Raw genomic sequence first — 22,347 nt, 5'->3', positions numbered from 1 at the left:
CTCTATAATCATCACATTCCTCAGCGCAACCTCGGCCACATCAGCCCGGTGCAGGCGCTGATCAACTGGCATAAAACCCATCCGGAGTTGTTCGTGGTTGATCCTAACAATCTCCCGGGACTTGACATGCGCGGCTTCCCGTGACGGTCTTGTCCGGCTTCCTCGGTGCTGGCAAGACCACCTTGCTTAACCACATCCTTAACAATCGCGAAGGGCGGCGCGTCGCCGTGATCGTCAATGATATGTCGGAGGTCAACATCGACGCCGATCTGGTGGGCAAGGAGGTCACCCTGAACCGCGCCGAGGAGAAGCTGGTCGAGATGAGCAACGGCTGCATCTGCTGCACCCTGCGCGAAGATCTGCTGCTCGAGGTCGCGGATTTGGCGCGGGCGGGACGCTTCGACTATCTGGTGATCGAATCGACCGGCATCTCGGAGCCACTGCCGGTCGCCGAGACCTTCACCTTCCGCGACGAGCAGGGTGTCAGTCTGTCCGACCTGGCGCGCCTGGATACCCTCGTCACCGTCGTCGATGCGGTCCATTTCCCGGTCGATCTGGAGCGCGCCGATGAGCTGGCCGAGCGTGGCGAATCGCTCGGTGAGGAGGATCAGCGCAACCTTGCCGAGCTGTTGGTGGATCAGGTCGAGTTCGCCGACGTGATCGTGATCAACAAGACCGACCTGGTCAGTCCACATGAGCGCGAGCGGTTGCGTCATGCCCTGCGCCAACTCAACCGTCATGCCGAGATCCTGGACGCGCACTTCGGTCAGGTGCCGCTGGCCGAGGTCGTGGGTACTGGGCGCTTCGACTTCGAGGGCGCGGCCAGCGCCCCGGGCTGGCTTGCCGAGCTGCGCGGCAGCCACACGCCGGAGACCGAGGAATACGGCATTACCAGCTTCGTCTACGAGGCGCGTCGCCCCTTTCACCCGCAGCGCTTCTTCGACGCCATGCAGCAGGACTGGCCGGGAAACCTGCTACGGTCGAAAGGTTACTTCTGGCTCGCCAGTCGTCACGATTTGGCCGGACACTGGTCGCAAGCGGGCGGGGTGGTGCGCCACGGTGCGGTAGGTTGGTGGTGGTCGGCGGTCTCAGAGCCAAACTGGCCGGATGATCCGGAGCAACGAGTCCGGATTCTGTCGGACTTCGAGGGCGACTTTGGCGACCGGCGCCAACAGCTCGTCTTCATCGGCCAGCATCTGGAGATCGATGCAATGCGTGCCCGTCTCGACGATTGCCTGCTGACTGATGATGAGCTGGCACCGGGTCCTGCCGCGTGGCGTGCGTTTCCGGACCCGTTTCCGGTGTGGGTGCGCGATGCTGAGCATTGAGAGCCCCATGCGTTTTCAGCGCGCTTCCCGATGATTATCCTGCTCACAAGATCGAAGCGAGTGGTTTTCTGATGACTGAAGATCCTGAACTGGACCCAGCCACTCGTGCGCGTTACGAGGAAGAAGTCTTTCCGCAAAGCTACGAGAGCTGGCGTTATTGCATTGAGCACAAGTGCGGTCTGCGTCTGACGCCCGACTACATCCAGCAGCGGATCAGCATCCTGAGCGATCCGCAGCAAGAGGAGACGCAGCGCTTCACACGCAGCTACGGGCCTGCGCATCTTGCGCAGGTGGTTGCGTGGTTTGAGCGCGCTGCCGCTGAGTGTTGATGAAGCGCGCCGGGATCAGTTGTATTCAGAACTCAGCGGCGAGGGTCAATACCGCGCTGCGCGGGGCGCCGGGGTAGAAGCCGACGGTTCCCGAGCCGTCGTCGCGGGCATTGATGGCGCCGATGTAGGTCTCGTCGAGCAGGTTGGTCAGCTCGAGGCCGACGCGCACCCCTTCCAGCACGCCGAAATCGCCGCTGCGCCAGCTCGCGGTCAGGTCCAGCGTCCAGTAGCCATCGACGGGCTGCTCGTTCTGCGGATCGGCGTAGCGGCGTCCGACGTAGCGCACCAACGGCGCCATCCGCCATGGCCCCTGCTCGAACAGCAGGCCCGCGCGCAGCATCCATTCCGGCGTGTCCGGGACCTGTTGGCCGGCGATCGGCAGGGTCTTGGTGCCCCCTGGGCCGCGCCGGGTCAGGTCCTCGTCGAAGGTGAAGCGCAGATAGGTCGGGTAGACGAAGGCCGACAGCGCCGGGGTCAGCTGCAGACTGGCCAATAGCTCCGCGCCCCAGGCGGTGGCGCCGCCGACGTTCTGATGATAGTTGAGCCCGACCCTCGGATCATAGGCGACGGCGAGGAGGTCGTGATGCTTGGCGTAGAAGATCGACGGGGTCAGGGCCAGGCGATCGCGCTGCAGCCGCAGCCCGAGATCGATGTTATCCGAGGTCTCCAGGCGCCAGTCGTCGAAGACGTCCTGCAGTGACAGGCCGGCGGCCTCGAAGCGCGCCAGGTTGCTGGCGACGATATTGGTCACCGGTACGAACGCATAGGGGCGCATGTAGTTGCGGCCGTAGTTGGCGTAGAGCTCGGTCGCGCCGCTGGGGTCGAGCGCCCAGCTGACGCCGAGATTCGGTAGCCAGGCGTCGAAGGTGAACGAATCGAGGCTCAGATCCGGGCTCGGCCCGAGGTTGTCGTGGCGCGCCGCATCCCAATCGCCGGGGGGCGTCGCATCGGTGCGAAAGGCGGTGCTCGCGGGCTCGGTGTAGCGGAAGTACTTGATGCCGGCCTGCCAGCGCACTCGCCCAAGCCGCTGCCCGAGCTGGAAATAGGGGCTGTGGATGGCGCCGCGGCCGTCGTTCTCGGCCAGATAGACCCAGCCGTTCGCGTTGCGTCCGCTCGGGGTGATCTGCATCCGCCGCACCGATTTCTCCAGATCGGCCGACTCCCACCAGTAGCCGGTGCTGATCTCGAGCCCGGCGACCTCGCCGACGAAATCGGCATTGATCCCGTAGCGATTCAGATCGCGCAAGCGGTCTTGTTTGCCGTTACGGATCTGCGCCTGCTCTTTGGCGTAGTAGGGCTTGACGCTGAAGGTACCGGCGCCAAGCGGCAGGGTGGCGATCGCCAGCAGATCGCGGTTCTCGGTGCTGGTGTGGTAGTAGTCGAAGTAGTCGATATCGATGGCCGGATCGCCGGTGCGCCGGCGGTTGTAGTCGAAGTCGCGATAGCGACCGACATTGCGCGCCTGCTGATAATCGAGCGCGCGGAAATCGTTGCGGTCGTGGTCCGTCGCGTTGAAGAACAGCTCGACGGTCGGGCCGCCCTGGTCCAGTCCATACCCGAGGCCGGCGGCCAGATTGCGCCGTGGTCCGAGCGAGCCGGCGCCTTTCCATTTGTCCGCATCGGTGTAGGAGCCGGAGACGAACCCCCGCAGGTCCGGCCCAAAGGTGCCGCTGTCGAGCCGCGCGAAGCTGCGCTGGTAGGCGTCGGAGCCGACCGCCTGGCTGAGCTCGGCCGAGGGGTCGGCCTGCGGGCGCCGGAAACGCAGCGCAATGGCGCCGCCGCGGTTGCCGACCGCGGAGCCGATCGCCAGCGGCGCCATGCCCTTGTAGAGCTCCAGCGTCTCGATGTTCTCGAAGTCGTACAGATCCGGCCGCGGACCGATCGGCATGATGCCGTAGTTCGGCAGCCCCTCGATCGACATGCCGACGAACTGGCTCTTGATGCCGCGCACGCGCATGAAGGTGCCGCCGAGCCCGTAGGGATCGAGCGTCTCGGTGTCAACGCCGGGGAGCAGATCTAGGTTGGCATAGATGTTGGTGCATCCAGCGGCGCCGCTCATCTGCCGACCTTCCTCGGTCAGGGCACTGCCGGTGTAGAGCGTATCGCCAGGGTACTGGACCGAGTAGATCGGTGCGGCGCTGACCTCGATCGGGTCAAGCAGCAAGACCTCATCATCAATACTGATAGGCTCCTGTGCTTGCGCGATCATCCCATTGTAGGTCAAGGATAAACCGATGATAACGACGGCGATGCTGCGCTGCTGAAGACCACGACAGGGCATGTTTGCCTCTTGATATGAATCGTTTGATGCAGCAGGTATCTTACGTTTTCAAAAAAGATATGAAAACTGTCTGGGGTCAGTCGTTGATGCGAGCGAGAAGGTCATCGCAGGCTGAAATTGACTGGAAGCGTTACCGTAAGCCGTGAACGATTCAGCGCAGCTGGGATGGCGGGCATCGGCGATGCGCGTTTAAGCATGGCTTCGGCCTCTTGGTCGAGGAGTCGATGGCCGGAGCTGCTGACGATCTGATGCGACAGCAGACGCCCATTGCGATCGATCGTGAATCGGACCTTGACCGTGCCTTGCGTGCGCTGGCGACGCGCCTGGGCAGGATAGCGTTTGTGGCGATTGAGCCAGGAGGCGAGCCGACCGTAGTAGTTGGCAGCGCTGGCCGAGCCGCTGCCGCGACCAGCACCACTGCCAGAGCCGCCGCCGCTGCTAGAATCACGGCCGCTGCCGGAGCTACGTCCGGCCCCCTGCGCGTCTTGACTCGCGCTGTGGCCGCTACCGCTCCTTGTCCCTTGGCCCTTGCGATTCCCTGATACAGATGCGCTTGCCGCGCTTGGCGGCTTGGCGGTAGGCGCTCGCGTTCGAGGAGGTGCCGGCGGATCGGAGTCACGCTTAGCAGCCGTGGCCGAGGCGTTGGGTTTTGGCTTCGGCTTAGGTCTGCGCGTTGGCTGTGGTTTGGGCTCAGGCTCGGGTTTAGCCTTTGCGGTTGGCGCTGGCTTCGGTTGAGCTTGGACTGTTTCGCGCTTGGAAGTTTGCTTTGGCGCGGGCGCGGGTTGGGCCTTGGCTTGGATTGGTTGAGGTTGCTCTACTGGGGGTGCGGTCGGGTCCTCGGCGGCGGCAGCGATTGCGGCGGCTGGAATCGGCCTTTGAGCTGTCTTCGGCGGTGTTGTCGCCTCCTTTGTCTCATTCTCTGCGGCTGATGCTTCGGTGACTGTCGCCGCTGTTGTCAGTGCTGCTTGTGAGTCGGCGCTCGCCTCGGTTGCGAAGACGGGCTCGTCGGCCGCAGGCCCGACGGCGTTCAGCAAACCTCCTGGCTGTCTATCGCTGCCGGCCGCCCGGCCATCACCGCTGGTGCCGAACTCTAAGACAATCGCGACTGGCTCAGCCTTGGGCAAGGACGAGGATTGCGGAACCAGCGCGAGTGCGAGCGCAGCGTGTAGCAGCGTCGCGGTGAGAAGTGCGACCAGCCAATGATGTGCCTGCAATGCCATGGCGACGAGACTCAGTCTTGGCGGACCAAGAGCTGCACCTGTTCGACATCGAGCGCCCTGAGCTCAGCCAGCAGGGCACGGAGTTGGCTGCTGACAACCGCGCCGTCGGCCTTGACGCTCAGTGTCAACGGCGCCCTGCTTTCATCGTCGAGCGCAGATTGACCTTCCTCCCCTCTGGAGTCATTGGTCGCAATGGACTCAAGCAGTCGATCCTGCAGTTGGCTTAGAACGATGATCGTACCGTCCAGCGCAATCCGTCCTTGGCTATCGAGCAAGATCTGGGGTGCATCGTGACTCAGACGCCGCCCTTGTTTGGAAGTCGGCGGCTCAACGGGTAGTGTGTCGCTCGGGCTGATCGTGCCCGCGAGCATGAAGAAGATCAGCAGGAGAAAGACGACGTTGATCAGTGGAATGAGGGACAGCTCTTTTTCTCGCCGCTGCGGCTGTTAGGTTAAGCGCATCGTTATTCGCTCACTGGAGTCGGAGGATCGGCACGCCAGCCTCTGCAAGCTGATCGAACACACGCATCAGTTGCTGCACATCGACGTTCGCTGCAGGCTGAACGATGACGCCAATCTCGGGGTGGCGCGCGAGCTGTGAGGTGAGCGTCTCCACCAGCGACGCGTCCGTGATGGGGTCACCATTGAGATCGAGGCTGTGGTCGGCACGGATGCGTAGCAGTAAGGCTGGCGGGGCGTCTTGCTGCGCGTCAGCAACCGCTGGGGCCTGAAGCGAGACAGCCTGTAACCGTGTGAGTGATGAAGCGAGCATAAAAAACAGCAGCAGGATGAAGACGACATCGATCAGTGGTGTGAGCCCAATCGCCGCTCGACGGGCCTGTTGCGGGGGTGCAAGGTGCATGGGTCAAGCCTGACTGGACGCGAAACGGCGAGCCTGTTCGATGGTTGCCTCGCCGTGAGCTACTGTTGTTGGCAGTGGTACTGGTCTCGCTGCCTCATGCATCGGGCTACTCAAGGGGCGCGTGAAGACGCGCGTCACGGCGTCTTCCATGCGTTGTGCACAGCGCTCCACGCGACGCTCAAGCCAGCTATGCAGCAGCACGGCGGGAATGGCGACGCTCAAGCCTGCCGCTGTGGTCAGTAACGCCTGCCAGATGCCGCCGGATAAGAGCGCGGGATCGACCTGACTGCCCGCCGTGGCGAGCTGTCGAAACGCCTCGATCATTCCGAGAACCGTGCCAAGCAGCCCCAACAAAGGACTCAGCGTGGCGATTACCTCGAGTGCGCGCAGCCAACCGCGCAGCTGCTCAAGCTGGGCGGTGGCCACGCGGGTCAGCTCCTCGCGCAACAGCTCAAGCCCGGCGGCGGACTGTGCCGATGCGTGCTGCAGCCCGCGGATGGCCAGTGCCACCAGGCGGGCGCTCGGCTGCCGGCTCGACCCAATGGTGGCAAGGGCCGCATCAGGATCGTTCTTGTACCAGGACGACAGCGCGCTTTCGATCGGTTCGCGGGCATTCAAGCGCAGCCAACTGAACTGCCAGAGTTTCGCCAGCACGATGGTCAACGCGGCGATGGACATCAGCGCCAAGATCAGTAGCACCGGGCCGCCATGGCCAGCCATATCGATCAGCGGCGCGAGCGTCTCTTGCAGTGGCGTGATGTCGCCCGCTGCATCGGGCACCGCAGGAGCCGAGGTCAGGGATTCGGTGTCCTGCAGGCCTTTCATCGCGGCATTGATCGCCGTCTCGTTGGCTGTGGATAAGGATTCGCTCTGCTGATCATTCATTGTCTGCGCTCTCGCAACCTCGCATGGCGATGGGCGGGCCGACCGGGCTGACACCTGTTGGGCACAAAGCCGATCCCTTGATGGGGCGTCCCGCTCCCTGGAGAGACAGGATCGCTAGGACGGAAAAGCAACGACTGTTGCGTCGATGCTGCTCGATGGTCTATGTTATACCATCACGTTTCCGCCCTAAACCCTCCGTTGCTCAATGAGGCCGAATCGAATGCACAAGGTCAATCGCACGTTCTTAGCGGGGCTGCTCGTCGGCAGTCCTGCTACGTCACTGCTCGCGCAACCGATGAACGACGATCAGGAGTTCTCGATTGAGCTCGATGCCATCGAGGTCACCGCCGGCGTGCCGGTGCCGGCTCCAGCTCACCGGTGCCATGCCGCTCGCCTCCGATTGGGAGCTGAAGCCGACCCTGTCCTGGCAGCACAACCTGCGTCGCGCCAACCGTCCCGGACAGCCGCTGAGCGCTGGCTATGATGGAACCATCCACCTCGAGTTCGATCGCTATGTCGCCCAGCTCGAGGCCATTCATGGGCCACTTGGACCCTTGGACGGCGGCACTCTGGGCGCCGAGTACAGCAACAAGATCCAATACTCGCGCGGGACTACGGTGCTGGCGCCGGGCGGTGAGGTCAGCAACCTGGCACTGTTCGCCTTCGAGAGGTTCGCCGAGCGCGGACCGATTCGTGAGCCGTATCTGACCCTCGGGATGCGCCATGCTGCGGCTAAGGATGCAGCGCCCGGCGAGCCGTTCGCGCAGTTCGATCAGCTGCCGTTTGGGACCGCCTCGACCGAGGCCTACACGCTGGCGGATCTGGATCTGGGCTTTGCCTTCCGCGCCTTCGGCAACCGCCTTGCGCGAGTCGATCTGACGGTTCGGAATCTGTTCGATACCGAGTACCGGGACTTTCTCGATACCTATAAGGGCTATGCGCTGAGCCCGGGGCGTGATATCCGGGTCAGCTTGAGTGTGCCGTTTGGAGGGTGATCCAGATGATCAGGCCAGCACCGGTCGATGCGATCGGCCGACTGCTTGGGCGTGCGTTGAGTGGAGTAGCTAGTCATACGCTTTCTGGTTTAGTAATATCGCCTCTCTAAATCAGGGTGCGATGCTGGACCGGAGATCATCATGAGGCGAGGTAGAAAGCGAGCAGTCGGATGCGATCCAGGTCGGCGTGAGTTTCTAGGATGGGCTGCACTGCTGTCGTTGTCGGCGGCGTTGCCACTGCATGCAACGGCGGCGGACACCGCTGATCTGAGGACTGCGCCGAGACCGCCGGCAACTCAGTCGCCCTTGCAAGTGGTCGCGCTGGGTCCGGGTGCGTTGCGATTGCTGGCCTATCTGGACGCGACCGACGGGCTCTGCGCGATCGAGGCGATGGAGCAGCGCGGCCCGAGCGGTCGGCCCTATACCTTCATGCTTGGTGAGCTGAGCGAAACGCTGCCGGTGATTGGCCCGGGTGGTGTGGGGCGTCTGCCGGATCTGGAGCGGCTGCTGATGGTCAAACCCGACCTAGCGGTGGCCGTCACGCTCGACGAGCAGCAGCTGCGGATGCTCGAGCAGCGCGCCGGTATCCCGGTGCTACTGCTAAGCTACTGTGATATCGGCGAGCTGCAGCTGCCGGTCTTTGCCGACTCGCTGCGGCGCTTAGCGGAGCCGCTCGGGCGCCAAGCGCGTGCCGAGGCGCTGCTGGACGCGATCAGTGCCTCACTTGCCGGTCTGGCGACGCGGGTGGCGGATGTCGAGCCGGTGCCAGCCTACATCGGCGGCATCAGTCTCAAGGGTCAGCAGGGGCTCGCCAGCACCCAGGCTGGCCATCTGCCGCTGCGCTGGGCCGGTGCCGACAACCTGGCCGACCAAATCGCTGAATCTGGTCATCGCTTTATCGATCTGGAACAACTGCTGGCCTGGAACCCGCCCGTCCTGTTCATCGACGGCGGTGGCCTGCCTGCGGTGCTGAAAGAGGTTGCGGTCAATCCGGGGCTGTTCGCGGCGCTCGATGCGGTGCAACGCGGTCAGGTCTTCGCGACCTTGCCATTCAATGCCTATAACACCAACGTTGAGCACGCCTTGATCAACGCCTGGTTCATCGCCTCAAGGCTCTATCCGGAGCAGTTCCCGGCGTTTGATCCGGTCGCCAAGGCGGATGCGCTCTACCGCGACTTCTATGGCGAGCCACTGTATGCGCGTCTGCGCGCGCAGGGGCAGGGGAGCCAGCCGGGATTCGCGCGGGTTGACCTGCTGACCGGCGAGGTTGACCCGCTACCGCACCGTGGCGGCTGACATCCCTCGCGATCGACCTATCCGAGCAACCACGTCAGGTTTTTGGTTGAACATCCTGGTGCAGGCACTTGCCAAACCGTCCGCTGTGCAAGCGGATGATGCGGCTCCGTCGCCGCGCCGAGCCTACCAGCGTTTGCTCCAGCAGCGGCTGTTGCTCGGGCTGGCCATGCTCGCCGCGCTCGCGCTGCTGCTACTCATTGCGCTCGGCAGCGGCTCCTACCAGCTTGGCCCGAGCGCGGTCGCAGCCGCGCTGGTGGCCGGCCCATCGCCAGCGGAGCGCGAGCAGCTGGTCGCCGCTCAGGTGATCTGGAGCTTGCGCTTGCCACGAGTGATCGCGGCACTGCTGGCCGGCGCCTCCTTGGGCCTGGCTGGGGCCGTGCTGCAAGGGCTGCTGCGCAATCCGCTGGCCTCGCCCTTTACCCTTGGCATCTCGCAAGGGGCTGCGCTTGGGGCGACCTGCGCCATCGTGCTCTTCGATGCCGGTGCGCTGCATGCGGTGGGTACTGAAGCCATGACCCTGCAGGCCCCGATGAGCGTGGTTGGCTTGGCGCTAGCCGGTGGTCTCGGCGCGGCGGCACTGATCTTACTGATCGGAACGCTGCGCGGCCTGACCCCTGAGGCGGTGGTCTTGGCCGGCATCGCGCTTGGCGCCTTCGCCAGCGCGGCGACCATGATCGTCCAATACTTCGCCTCCGACACCCAGGCCGCGGCGACCCTGTTCTGGACCTTTGGCGATCTCGGCCGCGCTGGCTGGTCCGAGGTGGCTTGGCTCGCCGCGGCGCTGGTCGCGATTGGGATCTGGCCGCTGCGTGCGGCTTGGCATTACAACGCGCTCGCCTGGGGCGATGATCTCGCTCGTGGACTCGGGGTTTCAGTTGCCCGACAACGGTTGATCGGCACGGCTGCAGCCGCCGCGCTGGCGGCAATCACCACCGCTTTCCTCGGCGTGATCGGCTTCATCGGGCTGATCGCGCCGCATCTGATCCGCCTGCTGATCGGTGGTGATCAGCGCTTTCTGCTGCCATTCTCGGCACTCGCCGGGGCGCTGATCCTGCTTGGTGCCGATACCTTGGCGCGGGTGCTGATCGCGCCGGTGATGTTGCCGGTTGGGGCGGTCACCGCGCTGCTTGGTGCGCCGTTGTTACTCGTTCTCCTGCTGCGCCAACGGCGCTGACCAGGATGCTTGAGATCGACCGACTCTCTTTCTCCTATGCGCGGGGCACTTCGAGCAAGGCGGCGGGTCGCCATGGCGCTAGTGGTCCTTCCTGTGACGTCTCTGCCGACAGTGCTGTCGGCAACGGCCGTCCGCTGCTGTTGGACCAGCTCAGTCTATCGGTCGCGCCGGGTGAGCTGCTGGCGGTGCTGGGTCCGAACGGGATTGGTAAGTCGACGCTGATCAAGCTCATCGCAGGGCTCTTGCCTTGCAAGCAAGGGCGGATTTGCATCGATACCACTAATTTGAGCTCGCTGAGTCGGCGCGAGCGGGCGCAGCGCATCGCCTATCTGCCGCAGATGACCGAGACCGCGCAGGTGACAGTGTTCGAGGCGGTCCTGCTCGGTCGTCTGCCGCATCTCGGGTTGCAGCCGAGCGAGCGCGATGTGGCGATGGTCGATACCATCATCCGTGAGCTTGGGCTGGCGGCGTTGAGCGGCCGGCGCGTGAGTCGACTCAGCGGAGGCGAGTTGCAGAAGGTGGTGATTGCGCGAGCACTGGTTCAGGAGCCGCGCCTGTTGCTGCTCGATGAGCCGGTCAACCATCTCGATCTGCGTAACCAGATCGCCGTATTGCGCAACATCCAGATGCTCACCCGCGCGCATGCGCTCATCACTTTGGTCGTCCTGCACGATCTGAATCTCGCCCTGCGCTTTGCCGACCGCTTCCTCCTGTTGGGTCCGCGCGCGGCCGTCACGACCGGTCGCATGGAGGCGCTCGCCTCGGAGGCTGTTGGCGCGGCTTATGGGATCGAGGTGATTCGAGGCGAGGTGGGTGGGCTGCCGGTTATGGTGCCTGTCGTATCCGCCGCTTGATGGTGGATACCCTGGCGGAGAGCCCTGGGCGAGAGATCCGGCTCGGTTTGAGCGTGCCGTTCGGGTGCAAGGGTGCGGTGCGCGAGATCCCGCTGCCGCGCTGATCGCGGCAGCGGGAAGCGCGATGCGGAAGACGAAGTCCTCAGGCCATCATCGCGCTCCTGATGCCTCGGCACTCGCCGTCATCACCGCTTGATACTGCTCGGGCTCGAGGAGGGTGCGAAATCGATTCAGGGCCTCGATACGGATGTCGGTGGCCTCGCGCTTTAGTTGCACCAGCTCGTCGAGCTGGTCCGCAACCGCAGCGCTGTCCTGACCCTCGTCGAGGACGGCATGCCGAATCGAGCGCTCCGGTGACCAAGCCGCCTGAACACGCTGGTGCAGCTGGGGCGGATAGACCTCTATCAGGTCGCGGCGCAGGCGCTCCATCTGCTCGGGACTGACGCCGAAGCGCTGCGGGTCCTGGCGGATCAGCCGCATCGGATGAGGCATGGTCACCAGCTCACTGACAAGGAAGCCCGGGCGCTTGGACGCGGGTCCGGGATTGGGCATGGGCTCGGCCTGAGTCGTGCCGAGGGTCAGGAGCAGCGGGAGTGCGAGTAGGGGTGTGAGACGAAGACGCATGGTGTGAGATGCCTCCAATCGAGAGGTTGCAGGGAAGGATCGACGGCGCTGCTTGGCCGTCGTGGTTTGGAATCGCGCTCAATACCGGTAGCGCACACCGAGATACCCAAAGGGGCCAGTATTGGAGCCGATGCCGGTGTCGACCGCTTCATCGAGCAGGTTGTCGATGCCGGCGTAGAGCTCGAGGCCAGCCATCGCCTGCGGTTGGTAGCTCGCCTTGAGGTTGACTAGGGTGTAGCCGGCGGCAGTCTCGATGCCCTCGGTGCTGGCGTAGTGCTGCTCGCCGGTGTAGGTGGTGATGAGCTGCAGCAGCCAGTTTGGGGTTGGACTGACATCGAGGGTCAGGTTGGCAAGTGTCTCCGGTGTCAGTAGTAACGGATCATCGCTGTCCTTGTTCTCGGTCGAAAACTGCGTGGCGGAGGCACGCACCCCGAGGTTTTCAGTAAGCTGAAGCGATCCCTCGGCCTCCACGCCCTGGATATGCGTCTCGCCGACGTTGCGGAAGCTGTTGTAGCTCTGCAGTCCTTGCCTCTCGCGGACCCTCTGGATGCGGTCTTCGACCTGCGTGTGGAAGAGCGTGACTTGGTAGCCGAGTGTCGGGCTATCGCCAGCAAGGGCGAGCTCGATCGTCTCGCTCTTCTCTGGATTGAGATCCTGCGCGCTGGTCTTGCCGAACTCAGGCGCGATCACCATGGCGCCGAGCATCGGGAAGCCTCGCGGATTGACCTGATCGACATAGAGATCGCGATCATCTGGCGCCTTGAAGCCCTGTGCATAGTTGGCGCGAAGACGCGCGAGTGGTGCGATCCGATAGACGCCGCCGGCCTGCAGCGAGAGGTTCGAGCCGCCGACCGAGTCATCGTCATAGCGGCCACCGTAGACCAGGTTCAGTCGCGGCAAGACCTGCCACTGATGTTGCAGGAAAGCCGAGCTGAAGCGGCGATTATCGGCGTCGAAGGCGGTTGAGTCGACCGCGTTGTCGCGGTGCTCGAACCCGGCCGTCAGGGTTTGCCCGTGCGTCGGTCTCCAGACCGCGAGCAGGTCGTTGACCCACTGCGTCATGGTGGTCTTGTTGATCGAGCTGGCCGAGTCGGCTCTGGTTGCATAGCCGAGGTCGGCATAGGGGATGGCGAGGATCTCGCGATCCTTGTCGTAGTGGCCGTAGTGCAGCTGATAGCTGAAATCGAGGCTCTCGGTCGGTGACCAGTCCAGGGTGCCCGCCACATCGATGCGGTGGTTGTCGTTCTCCTGTCGCGCCGGCACATTCCCCACCATGATGGATCCACTTTGCTGTTGGCCTTGACCTTTGCCTGAACCTGAACCTGAACCTTGGCCTGGCTGCCGGAAGTTGCTCCGATAGCGCGTGCTGATGAATGCGTTCTCACGCGCCTCTTGCACATAGTTCACATCCAGGCTGAGGGCGATCTGGTCGTTGACCTGCCAATCCAGACGGCCGCCGAGGGTATCGACGCGCGCCTGATCGCGGTAATCGACGCTGGCCTGGTAGCTGTCCGGCAACGAGCGCCGAATCCGGGGGTTCGGAGACTGGGATGGGAGCATCAGGACACCGGCCTTCGGCACCCCGACGATCGCGGTCTCCTGCTCGCTATACGGCTGGCGCTGGAGATGATTGGCGTAGAGGCTGTAGCCAAAGGTCTGATCGCCCCCGCGCAGACTGCCGGCAATCATGGTCCGGTCCGCCTCTCCATGGTCGTTGGCGCCGTACTGAACATCCAGATCCACCTCGAAGCCTTCGACCGGCTGTTTGGTGATGATGTTGACCACCCCGCCAAGCGCATCCGAGCCATAGAGCACGCTGGCCGGACCCCGGATGATCTCGATGCGCTCGATCATCGCCGCCGATAGGCGTTCGAGCTCGAAACTGTTGCTGAACTCGCCGGTGAGGCGCCGGCCATCGAGGAGATAGAGGGTGTCGGATTGGCCGAGCCCGCGGATCTGCAGGGTGCGACCGTTCGGGCTGACATGGAGGTTTGGCGCGAGATCGAGAATCTCGCGCAGGGTGGTGGCCTGGGCAGCCTCGACCTCGGCCGCGTCGATCAGCTGGATCGGCGCCGGAGCGGTCCTAATGTCTTCGCGGGTCCGGGTGGCGGTGGTGACATAGACCGGCGGTAGCTCGATCTCGGCACTGACGTCGGACTCGAGCTCGACGGAGCCCTCGGTGTTTGGATCCTCGGCGCGCGCGGCGCTGAGGCAGGCGCTCGTCATGACGATCAGGGTGAGCAGCGGCGTCCAGCAATGATGTTGGCGAGGCTGTGGGGATGCAGGCATGGTCAAGCTCCTCGGTCGGTCAAGTACAGCGATGACGAGTGGATCGATCCCGTCGTGGCTGCCGATGCGCTGAGGGCATCCGGTGGCTGGACGACTTCAAGAAAAGGGCGCGACTCGCCCGAGGTGGAAGGCGAGCCGCGCATTGCCGCGCGAGCGTTTAAGCGCTAGCTCGGCGCCGGCGGCAACGGGGGGTCGGTGCTCGACGCGGACCGGGGCGGCCTGAACGCGAGCAAGCGCGATGAATTGGCCAGGATGCCGAGGGTGTGCAGGATATGAATCATCCCGCCCATCGCTGGACTGAGCCGCCCCAAGGCGCCGAAGCCGATGCCGATCAGGTCGGTGCCCACCGCGAGGGCATAGTTCTGATCGGCCCTGCGCAGGGTCGCGCGGCTGAGCGCGTGCAGGGTGACCAGCTTCTCGATATCGCTGTCGGCCAGCGCGATGTCGGCGACCTCGATGGCCACCTCGGAGCCACCGGCGCCCATGGCGATGCCGACATCGGCCTCGCACAGGGCCAGCGCGTCATTGACGCCGTCGCCGATCATGACGATGCCGCCGCTCGCCCGGGTGCGACCGCTGGCAGGGCCGGTCCCCCCTGTGTCGTATTCGCCGCGCAGTCGTCGCACCACCTCGGCCTTGTCCTCGGGCAGCAGCTCGGCGTAGCAGGCGTCGAGCCCCAGCTCGCGGCTGAGTCCTTCGGCGACGCTGCGCTCATCGCCGGAGATCAGCAGGATGCGCTCGACGCCATCGGCGCGCAGCCGGGCGATGGCCTCCCGGGCGCCGGATCGGAGCCGGTGGCGAATGCCGAGCAGACCTTGTAGCTCGCCATCGAGGGCGACGTAGACCCGCGTCAATCCCCGCGCGCGCAAGCGCTCAGCGGCCTCGGTGAAGGGGCCTGGCTCGATCCCTTGCTCGGCGAGCAGTCGGGCGTTGCCAAGCAGCACCTGCGAGCCATCGACCTCCGCCCGGACCCCGTGGCCGAGGATGTGCTCGCTCTCGCTATGCGGTTGCAAGGCGACGCCGAGCGCCTGGGCATGGTTGACGATGGCGTGCGCGAGCGCATGCGGGTTGTGCCATTCGGCCGAGCCGGCCCAGTGCATCAAGGCCCGCTCGTCCTCGGCGACGACCTCGGCGACCTCCGGCTCCTCGGTGGTCAGGGTGCCGGTCTTGTCGAAGCACCAGATCCGGGCCTGCCCGACCTGCTCCAAGGCGGTGCCGCCCTTGATCAGGATCTGCCGCCGGGCCGCGCTGTGGATCGCCGCGCTGACCGCGGTCGAGGCGGCGAGGACGGTCGAGCAGGGGCAGGACATCACCAACATCACGGTGAAGGCCCGGCTCAGACTGCGGGTGAGAATGAAGGTGGCCAAGGTCAACAGGCTGCCGAGGGTCAGCAGGCGCGCGGCCAGGAGGTCGGCGCGTCGCTGCAGTGGGGCCTTCTGATCCAGTGCCGCATCGACGAGCGCGGCGATGCGCGCCAGATAGGTCTGCTCGCCAACCGACTCGGCGCGCACCCGCAGCACGCCTTGCTCAAGATAGCTGCCGGCATAGACGCGATCACCCAGCGCCTTGAAGACCGGCTCGGCGCGCCCGGTGATGACCGCCTCGCTGACCTCGGCCTGGCCGTCTTCGATGCAGCCATCGACCGGGATCTTCTCGCTGCTGCGAATCATCACCAGCGCTCCTGCTGTCAGCTCGGCGACCGGCAGGTGCAGCTCGCTGCCGTCGACCAGTACCCAGGCATCCTTGATCGAGAGTGCGAGCATGTCGCGGATCGCGCGCCGCGAGCGCTCGGCGACGAATCGCTCCAGCAGCCGTCCACCGTTGAGCACATAGATGATCTCGAAGGCGGTGGCGGCCTCGCCAAAGCCGATCGCGAGCAGCAGCGAGAAGGCCAGGAACTGATGGAGGGTGAAGCGCTTCTCGACGCTGGTCTCGTGCCAGGCGTCGCGCAACAAGGGTAGGGCGGCGACCAGCGCGATCACACCGGTGGGGCTCAGTGCGCCACTGGCAACGGGGCGCTTGAGCAGGTAGTCGCGCACCAGGAGGAAGCCGAGATAGCCGGTCAGGAAGGCGAAGCCGAGTAATCGCCAGAACCAGGGGTGGCGCATGCCGCGTGTGCGCTGGTGGCTGCTTCCGGTTTGACGGCAGGCGCGACAGGCGACGCTGTCAGCGTCCCTGTCGGCACCAGCGGGACCAAGCGCCCCTTGCTGCCGCCAACGCCGCCCGCTTGGGCTCGCATGCGGGATCGGCTCACCGAGGAGAGGGCACAGCCTTGCCTCGATCTCCTCGCGCAGCGGCCGATCGCGCTGCCAGTCGACGATCAGCGCGCCGCAGACGGGATTGATCCTGATTCGCACGACGCCCTCGACCTGCATGAGCGCGGCGCTGAGCGCATCGGCGAGAGGCCGGTTGTGGCGAAGGGCCCTGATGCTCAGGCGCAGACGACCGGGAATGCTGTGTCGGACGCGAATCATCGATACTCACTCTCACTCACGAATCCCGCTAACGAAATGAGAATGATTGCGGATTTTGTCTTGAGATGCCTTGATAACTCGCAACGCATGGTGACGAAGACGCTCCCGACCGGCAACGGGGCAGGATACCAACGCGAACATGTGATTCTGATCGTTGATGATAGCCCTGCCGCGGCTCGCTCCAGCTCGCGGCAGGGTCGTCGGTCAAGCTATCCGTGGCTCGGCGTCGGCGATGCTCACTCGAGTGCCGTGGCATTGATCCAGAGCACCGCATCCTGCGACAGCTCCTTACCCTCGTATTCCTTGTCTGGTCCAGAGCCGAGGCAGGCGAAGCCCCAGACGCCCGGGCGCGGGATACCGAAGGTGAATAGCCCGTTGTCGTCGGTGATGGCGACGATGGCCGTGCTCGGCACCGGTCCCAGGATCTCCTTGCTGAAGCTGTCGGCCTCCAGGTCGATCTCGCTGTTGATGTACTCGATCTCGCACTCGACGCCCGCCGCCGGCTCGCCCTCGGAGAGCAGCTGCCCGGTGAAGGTGCTGCCGGCGAAGACCTGATAGGGCTTGTTCATCGGCACGATCTCGGTCGGCAGCCCGAGCGGCTCGTTCCAGCCGGTCGGCATGGCGCCCTTATTGACGATGGTCTTGGTGATCTGTTGGATGTAGACATCCTCGGCACCTTCCATATAGGGCACCGGCACCAAACCGAACAGATAGTCACCGTTGCGCCGGATCTTGTAGGTCGCGGTGTAGGCATCCGCCGGCTCGTCTCCAGGCCCCTGCCAGTCGACCGCCTCGAGGCTGTCGGTGAGGTCGGTCTTCTCGCCCTTGAAGACGACGAAAAACGCCTCCGGCTGGCCCATGTCCATGCTGTGGCTGTTCTCCATCGGATGGCCAAACACCAAGGCCAGGTCGATGTCGCCTGGCTTCTCCAGCATCACCTCGGGGGTGTAGAGCAACTGGAAATGCGCTTGGGCGGTGCTGGCGAGGGTCAGGGCAGCGGCGGCACTGAGCAAAGCGGTAGGTTTCATCGTCTAGGGTCTCCTGGGGAGCATTGGGTGGAGGGTGATCACGGACTCTGGGCTCCCGCCGATGTTGACGGCATGTCTGGATCAAGCAGACTGAACGGCGGGTTGAGTGGGGCCGGCGCTACTCGACGATGTCGCTACCGGCGATCTCGACGCCGTGGCCAGGGCCGGCGTCGAAGACGACCTTGTAGTCGCCGTCGGGCTTGTCGAACTCGAACTCGCTGTACTCGTTCATCTCGCCCTCGAGCACGACGTTCTCGTCCGCGTCCAAGACGCGAATACCGACACCCGCGGCGGAGGAGCCATCGGAGAAACCGCCCTCGCAGAGCACGGTGCCGTCACCGTTGTCATAGCAAGAGCAGAGTGGGGTGTGGGCGATGGCTGTCGTCGCACCAAGGACCAGCGTCAGCGCTAGCGCGGTGGTCATGAGGAGGAAGGGCTTGCGGATCATCGAGTAGGCTTTCAAGTGGGTCATCGGGTGATCTCCGTGTGTGGACGCTTCACCACAAGCCTAGCGCTGTTTTTTTGGGATGTAAACAGCAAACGATCGCATTTGCGTTTTTGTTGCGGCCTGGCTTATCATCACGTCTCCGACTGAGTCGTCTAAACAGCCTCAGCCATCGAAAGCCGAGACGCTCCCTGAGATCGCCACTGATGCCCAAGATGCCCGAGCGCGGCGGCGCGCGAACCCTGAACGATATTCGCCCCGGCGGGCGGGTGCGTATCCAGCGTCACCATTCCAGCGGCGCGGTGCGACAGCGCCTGCTGGACCTGGGCCTGATGCCGAACGTGGTCGTCACGGTGGTGCGCAGCGCACCGTTGAACGACCCGATCGAGCTCAAGCTCGACGCCTCGAGCATCACCCTGCGACGCCGTGAAGCCATCACCATCGAGGTGACCAGCGAGGAGACCCACGAGGAGACGAAGCAATGAGCAAGCGCGATGGGATCTTGGTGGCCCTAGCGGGCCAGCAGAACGCCGGCAAATCCACCCTCTTCAATGTATTGACGGGCGCGCGACAACACGTGGCCAACTATCCCGGCGTGACCGTCGACAAGAAGTACGGCCAGTACCGCGATGCGGTCGGCAGCGTCTACACCGTGGATCTGCCAGGGACCTACAGCCTGACCTCGTTCTCGCTCGAGGAGCGGGTCGCGCGCGAGTTCCTGCTCGGCGATCGACCGGATGTGACGGTCAATGTGGTCGATGCCTCCAACCTGCGCCGCTCCCTGCATTTGACGCTGCAGATCCTGGAGATGGAGCTGCCCTCGGTGCTGGCCTTGAACATGATGGACGTGGCCGAGGGGCGGGGCATCCAGCTCGATGAGCAGCGTCTGTCCGAGCGGCTGCGGCTCCCGGTCGTCGCCACCGTCGGGCGCAAAGGGCAGGGGCGCGAGGCGCTGCGAGAGGCAGTGCGTGCCGAGGCGTCACGGCAGGCCGAGACCCCGACACCACCGCCGGTGCTGGTCGACTATGGCGCGCTCGAGCCGGTCATCGCCCAGGTCCAACACCGCCTGGCGCCGTTCAAGGCGATTGCCGATCTGCCGCAGCGCTGGCTCGCGCTTGAGCTGCTTGAGGGTGACAGCCAAGCGGTCAGCATCCTGGTCGAGCGGCTCGGGGAGCCGGCGGCGCGACCGCTGCGCGAGGCCGTTGGCAGCTTGATCGCCGAGTTCGAGCAGCGCCAAGGCATGGAGATCAGCGATTATGTCGTCGGCTGCCGGGATCGGGCCGTCGAGCGGCTGCTCGAGGGCGTCGTCAGCGGCGCCGACCGCGGTCGCACGACCTTGACCGATCGGGTCGATCGGGTCGTGCTCAATCGCTGGCTGGCACCGGGCTTCCTGCTGCTGACCGTGTTCGCGATCTATCAGGTCTCGATCGTCTGGGGCTATGAGCTGACTAACGTCACCTGGCCCTACCTGGCGAAGGCACGCGAGCTGATCGCCGGGCTGCTGCCGAGCGCGCATTTCCTGGTCGATCCCTATGTGCGCTCGCTCGGGCTCTGGCTGGTCGATTCGGCCAATACATTGCTCAACTATGTGCCGATCTTCATCATCCTGTTCGCCTGCATCGCCATCGTCGAGGACTCGGGCTACATGGCCCGCATCGCCTTCATCCTCGATAAGGTGCTGCATCGCTTCGGCCTGCACGGGCAGAGCACGCTGCCGTTGATCCTCGGCGGCGTCTTCGCCGGTGGCTGTGCGGTGCCCGGTGTCATGGCGACCAAGGGCATCCCGGACAATCGCGCGCGCATGGCGACCATCTTCACCGTGCCGTTCATGAATTGCCTGGCCAAGGTGCCGCTCTACACGCTGCTGCTCGGGATCTTCTTCGTCGAGCACAAGTCGCTGATGATGTTCTACATCTCGACCATGACCATCGTCTTTGCGCTGCTCGTGGCCAAACTGCTGACCAAGACCGTGCTCAGTGGCCACGAGACCTCGCCGTTCGTGATGGAGCTGCCGCACTATCATCTGCCGACCTTCAATGGCGTCGCCCGACGGGCGATCGAGCGCACCTGGCAGTACATCAAGAAGGTCGGCACCGTGGTGCTGGCGGTCGCGGTGGTGGTGTTCGTGCTGCTGCACCTGCCGGGCCTGCCAGAGGCGCGCAAGGCGCATTTCCAGCAGGAGGCCGAGGCCGCCATCGAGCGCTTCGAGCAGACGCTGGCGGACAACCCCTATCGCGAGCTGGCAACCGGAGACCACCTGGTGCCCTTGATCAACTACTACACCGACTACAAGCGCGCCAAGCTCAACGCCAAGGGTGCGGCCGGCTCCGAGAAGGTCGCCGAGCGTTTCCAGGCACGCAATGCCGACTTCTACCCGTTGGTGAAGCGCGGCGGCGATCGCGACACCAAACAGGCGGCCCGCGCACTCAAAATGCTGGCGCGCGATCGGCAGAAGCTGCGCCGACAGATGCGCGAGGAGCGCATCACGCACTCGATCCTCGGCACCATCGGCCGCGGCATGGAGCCTGTCACCCAGTTCGCCGGCTTCGATTGGAAGATCAATGTCGCGCTGCTGGCATCTTTTGCCGCGCGCGAGAGCAGTGTCGCGACCCTGGGCGTGCTGTTCCAGCAAGGTGATGACGAGAACCAGACGCTCGAGGAGCGCATGGGGCAGGAGACCCGAGAGGGTGGCGCCACCGCATTGCTGGCGGTGTCGATGATCCTGTTCTTCGCCCTGTATCCGCCCTGCCTGGCCACCACCATGATGGTCAAGGTGCAGACTGGCTCCTACAAGTGGATGGCGTTCTCGATCATCTTCCCGACTATTCTCGGCTTGGCCGTCGCGAGCGCGGTCTACAGCATCGGCACCGCAGTGGGCGCGACCGGCATCGAGGCGATGTCGGCGGTCTATTGGGGTGCCTTCCTTCTGCTGTTGATCGTGGGGCTATTCAGTGACCGCAAGGCGAGCCGGCTGCTGCGGCAGCGGTTTTCGGAAGGATGAGCAATACCGTGACGGAGGAGAGACGCCATGCCTGAATCCACGCAACATGAATCCAAGCAGGGTGAATCAACCCAACAGGCTCAAGCGCAGAGTTTGCAGGCCAGGGTTGATGAGGCTCCGGCCGTCCGGACCGAGCCACCGCTTACGCTGATCGACGCCGGGGTCCTTGCGCTGATTCTGGCCCTGGCCCTTTGGTATCTCTACCGACAGCTCTGGCGCAAGCGCGGCACCTGTGGTGGCTGCGCCAAAGGGGCCGGGGGAGGCTGCTCGGTCGCTGGCGCGAACGCCCGCACCTCGGCGCCGGTGCAGCCGCCACGGATCAGCCGGGTTCCGGTTGAGTCTATTCGCAAGCGCTCCCGATGACCGCCGCATCGGCAACATGTCCTGTGGGCAACGCCGCTGTGCTGACCCTCGCCGCTTGGCTCAGCCGGCGGTGAGTCACGCTCGCGCTTAACCACGAGATGGGAATCCACGCATGCCGGTGCTGCTCAAGCCCTCCAGCCTGTTTGGTCGGCCCGACAGGCGGGCGCGGCCACCGATCGTCCTGCTGATCGGTGCCCACCGCGAGGAGCTGAGCTTTGGTGATGCGGTCGCCGAGCATCTCGACCGCCAGCGCATCGACCTGCTGCGCATCCCGGTTGGGATCTCGGGGCGGCGGCCTGGTCCGGACGCGATTGAGGGGTATCGCCGGCGCCACGCCGAGCTCTATCGGCAGATCCTGGAGCACGTTCAGCCCGAGCAACGGGTGCTGATCGATCTGCATACCGGCTTCGACGAGCGTCTGTACTCGGCCGATGTGCTCTGCGCCGAGCCGGCGCTGCTGTCTTGCATCGAGCGCGAACGCGCCGAGTGCGCGGCCGCGAGCGGCGGCGACGTGCGCCCGGTACGGCTGGTCACAGCCGACCGCGAGGCCCCGGCGCGAGGCCTGCCGGGCGATCAGGCCGACGCCTGGCCCGACGCCTGGCCGCGGGTCAGACCGGAGCTTCCCGTGGCGGTCTACGCAAGCACCGCTCCCCTCTATATCGGCGTCGAGGTCTATTTGGCCGCACCCTCGCGTGCGGCCTCGGCCGAGGCCCGCTTTGCGGCGGCGGTCATCGCGGTAGTCGGTGACTGCGGGCTGTCGGTGACGTCCTAGATGTCAAGTCCCGGGAGATTGTTAGGATCAACCACGAACAACTCCGGATGGGTTTTATGCCAGTTGATCAGCGCCTGCACCGGGCTGATGTGGCCGAGGTTGCGCTGAGGAATGTGATGATTATAGAG

At 64.6% G+C, this 22,347-nt stretch carries 19 protein-coding genes and 1 pseudogene; 10 read left to right on the top strand and 10 right to left on the bottom strand.

Features of this window, described 5'->3' with window-relative positions:
- Positions 1-140 precede the first annotated feature (140 nt).
- Both zigA and CCR82_RS09860 read left to right on the top strand, forming a co-directional pair.
- A complete protein-coding gene (gene zigA / locus CCR82_RS09865) occupies positions 141-1,328 on the top strand; it encodes a zinc metallochaperone GTPase ZigA (RefSeq protein WP_201245562.1) in 1,188 nt (395 codons plus the stop codon).
- 71 nt (positions 1,329-1,399) lie between these two features.
- On the top strand, positions 1,400-1,657 hold the full coding sequence (locus CCR82_RS09860) for a hypothetical protein (protein WP_201245561.1): 258 nt from the start codon (positions 1,400-1,402) through the stop codon (positions 1,655-1,657).
- Positions 1,658-1,682: 25 nt separating this feature from the next.
- On the opposite strand, the gene CCR82_RS09855 is transcribed toward CCR82_RS09860, so the two are convergent.
- The 5 genes and pseudogenes from CCR82_RS09855 to CCR82_RS09835 all read right to left on the bottom strand — a co-directional run bounded on the left by CCR82_RS09855 (position 1,683) and on the right by CCR82_RS09835 (position 6,739).
- Positions 1,683-3,938: a TonB-dependent receptor gene (locus CCR82_RS09855; RefSeq protein ID WP_201245560.1), complete on the bottom strand. Its 2,256-nt coding sequence runs from the start codon at positions 3,936-3,938 to the stop codon at positions 1,683-1,685.
- 101 nt (positions 3,939-4,039) lie between these two features.
- The gene (locus tag CCR82_RS09850) at positions 4,040-5,158 is read right to left on the bottom strand and encodes an energy transducer TonB (RefSeq protein ID WP_201245559.1); all 1,119 of its coding nucleotides are present in this window, start codon (positions 5,156-5,158) and stop codon (positions 4,040-4,042) included.
- An 11-nt stretch (positions 5,159-5,169) separates the two neighbouring features.
- A pseudogene (locus CCR82_RS09845) lies at positions 5,170-5,583 on the bottom strand (ExbD/TolR family protein); the annotation flags it as partial.
- 46 nt (positions 5,584-5,629) lie between these two features.
- Positions 5,630-6,019 (bottom strand): ExbD/TolR family protein, encoded by a 390-nt coding sequence (locus tag CCR82_RS09840; protein ID WP_201245558.1) that lies wholly within the window; start codon positions 6,017-6,019, stop codon positions 5,630-5,632.
- Positions 6,020-6,022: 3 nt separating this feature from the next.
- Complete coding sequence (locus tag CCR82_RS09835; RefSeq protein WP_420827322.1) at positions 6,023-6,739, bottom strand: MotA/TolQ/ExbB proton channel family protein; 717 nt, start codon at positions 6,737-6,739, stop codon at positions 6,023-6,025.
- Between the two features lie 548 nt (positions 6,740-7,287).
- Between CCR82_RS09835 and CCR82_RS09830 the strand changes: the two genes are divergently transcribed.
- The 4 genes from CCR82_RS09830 (at position 7,288) to CCR82_RS09815 (ending at position 11,223) form a co-directional block, all read left to right on the top strand.
- Positions 7,288-7,899, top strand: a complete 612-nt coding sequence (locus tag CCR82_RS09830) for a TonB-dependent receptor (RefSeq protein ID WP_242513389.1) — start codon at positions 7,288-7,290, stop codon at positions 7,897-7,899.
- Between the two features lie 312 nt (positions 7,900-8,211).
- Positions 8,212-9,195, top strand: coding sequence for an ABC transporter substrate-binding protein (locus CCR82_RS09825; protein WP_338073145.1), 984 nt, complete (start codon positions 8,212-8,214; stop codon positions 9,193-9,195).
- A gap of 58 nt (positions 9,196-9,253) precedes the next feature.
- On the top strand, positions 9,254-10,369 hold the full coding sequence (locus CCR82_RS09820) for a FecCD family ABC transporter permease (protein WP_338073144.1): 1,116 nt from the start codon (positions 9,254-9,256) through the stop codon (positions 10,367-10,369).
- Between the two features lie 5 nt (positions 10,370-10,374).
- Positions 10,375-11,223, top strand: a complete 849-nt coding sequence (locus CCR82_RS09815) for an ABC transporter ATP-binding protein (protein ID WP_201245555.1) — start codon at positions 10,375-10,377, stop codon at positions 11,221-11,223.
- 150 nt (positions 11,224-11,373) lie between these two features.
- On the opposite strand, the gene CCR82_RS09810 is transcribed toward CCR82_RS09815, so the two are convergent.
- The 5 genes from CCR82_RS09810 to CCR82_RS09790 form a co-directional block, all read right to left on the bottom strand.
- On the bottom strand, positions 11,374-11,847 hold the full coding sequence (locus CCR82_RS09810) for a hypothetical protein (RefSeq protein WP_201245553.1): 474 nt from the start codon (positions 11,845-11,847) through the stop codon (positions 11,374-11,376).
- Between the two features lie 78 nt (positions 11,848-11,925).
- Positions 11,926-14,136: a TonB-dependent receptor plug domain-containing protein gene (locus tag CCR82_RS09805; RefSeq protein ID WP_242513388.1), complete on the bottom strand. Its 2,211-nt coding sequence runs from the start codon at positions 14,134-14,136 to the stop codon at positions 11,926-11,928.
- Between the two features lie 164 nt (positions 14,137-14,300).
- Complete coding sequence (locus tag CCR82_RS09800) at positions 14,301-16,610, bottom strand: heavy metal translocating P-type ATPase (protein WP_201245552.1); 2,310 nt, start codon at positions 16,608-16,610, stop codon at positions 14,301-14,303.
- 236 nt (positions 16,611-16,846) lie between these two features.
- The gene (locus CCR82_RS09795) at positions 16,847-17,638 is read right to left on the bottom strand and encodes a DUF4198 domain-containing protein (protein WP_201245550.1); all 792 of its coding nucleotides are present in this window, start codon (positions 17,636-17,638) and stop codon (positions 16,847-16,849) included.
- 118 nt (positions 17,639-17,756) lie between these two features.
- Positions 17,757-18,110 (bottom strand): hypothetical protein, encoded by a 354-nt coding sequence (locus CCR82_RS09790; RefSeq protein WP_242513387.1) that lies wholly within the window; start codon positions 18,108-18,110, stop codon positions 17,757-17,759.
- Between the two features lie 179 nt (positions 18,111-18,289).
- On the opposite strand from CCR82_RS09790, the gene CCR82_RS09785 reads away from it, so the two are divergent.
- From CCR82_RS09785 to CCR82_RS09770, 4 genes are all read left to right on the top strand, one after another.
- Positions 18,290-18,568, top strand: a complete 279-nt coding sequence (locus CCR82_RS09785) for a FeoA family protein (protein WP_201245547.1) — start codon at positions 18,290-18,292, stop codon at positions 18,566-18,568.
- Positions 18,565-21,084, top strand: a complete 2,520-nt coding sequence (feoB, locus tag CCR82_RS09780) for a ferrous iron transport protein B (RefSeq protein WP_201245546.1) — start codon at positions 18,565-18,567, stop codon at positions 21,082-21,084. The genes CCR82_RS09785 and feoB overlap by 4 nt, the downstream gene beginning before the upstream one ends.
- A gap of 27 nt (positions 21,085-21,111) precedes the next feature.
- Positions 21,112-21,447 carry a FeoB-associated Cys-rich membrane protein gene (locus tag CCR82_RS09775; RefSeq protein ID WP_201245542.1) on the top strand — a complete coding sequence of 112 codons (336 nt, stop codon included), beginning with the start codon at positions 21,112-21,114 and terminating at the stop codon, positions 21,445-21,447.
- Between the two features lie 112 nt (positions 21,448-21,559).
- Positions 21,560-22,219: a hypothetical protein gene (locus CCR82_RS09770; protein WP_201245540.1), complete on the top strand. Its 660-nt coding sequence runs from the start codon at positions 21,560-21,562 to the stop codon at positions 22,217-22,219.
- Positions 22,220-22,347: the final 128 nt, after the last annotated feature.

This window comes from Halochromatium salexigens, assembly GCF_016653295.1.
GTDB classification, from domain to species: Bacteria; Pseudomonadota; Gammaproteobacteria; order Chromatiales; family Chromatiaceae; genus Lamprobacter; species Lamprobacter salexigens.
This window is presented reverse-complemented; position numbering and strand designations above follow the sequence as displayed.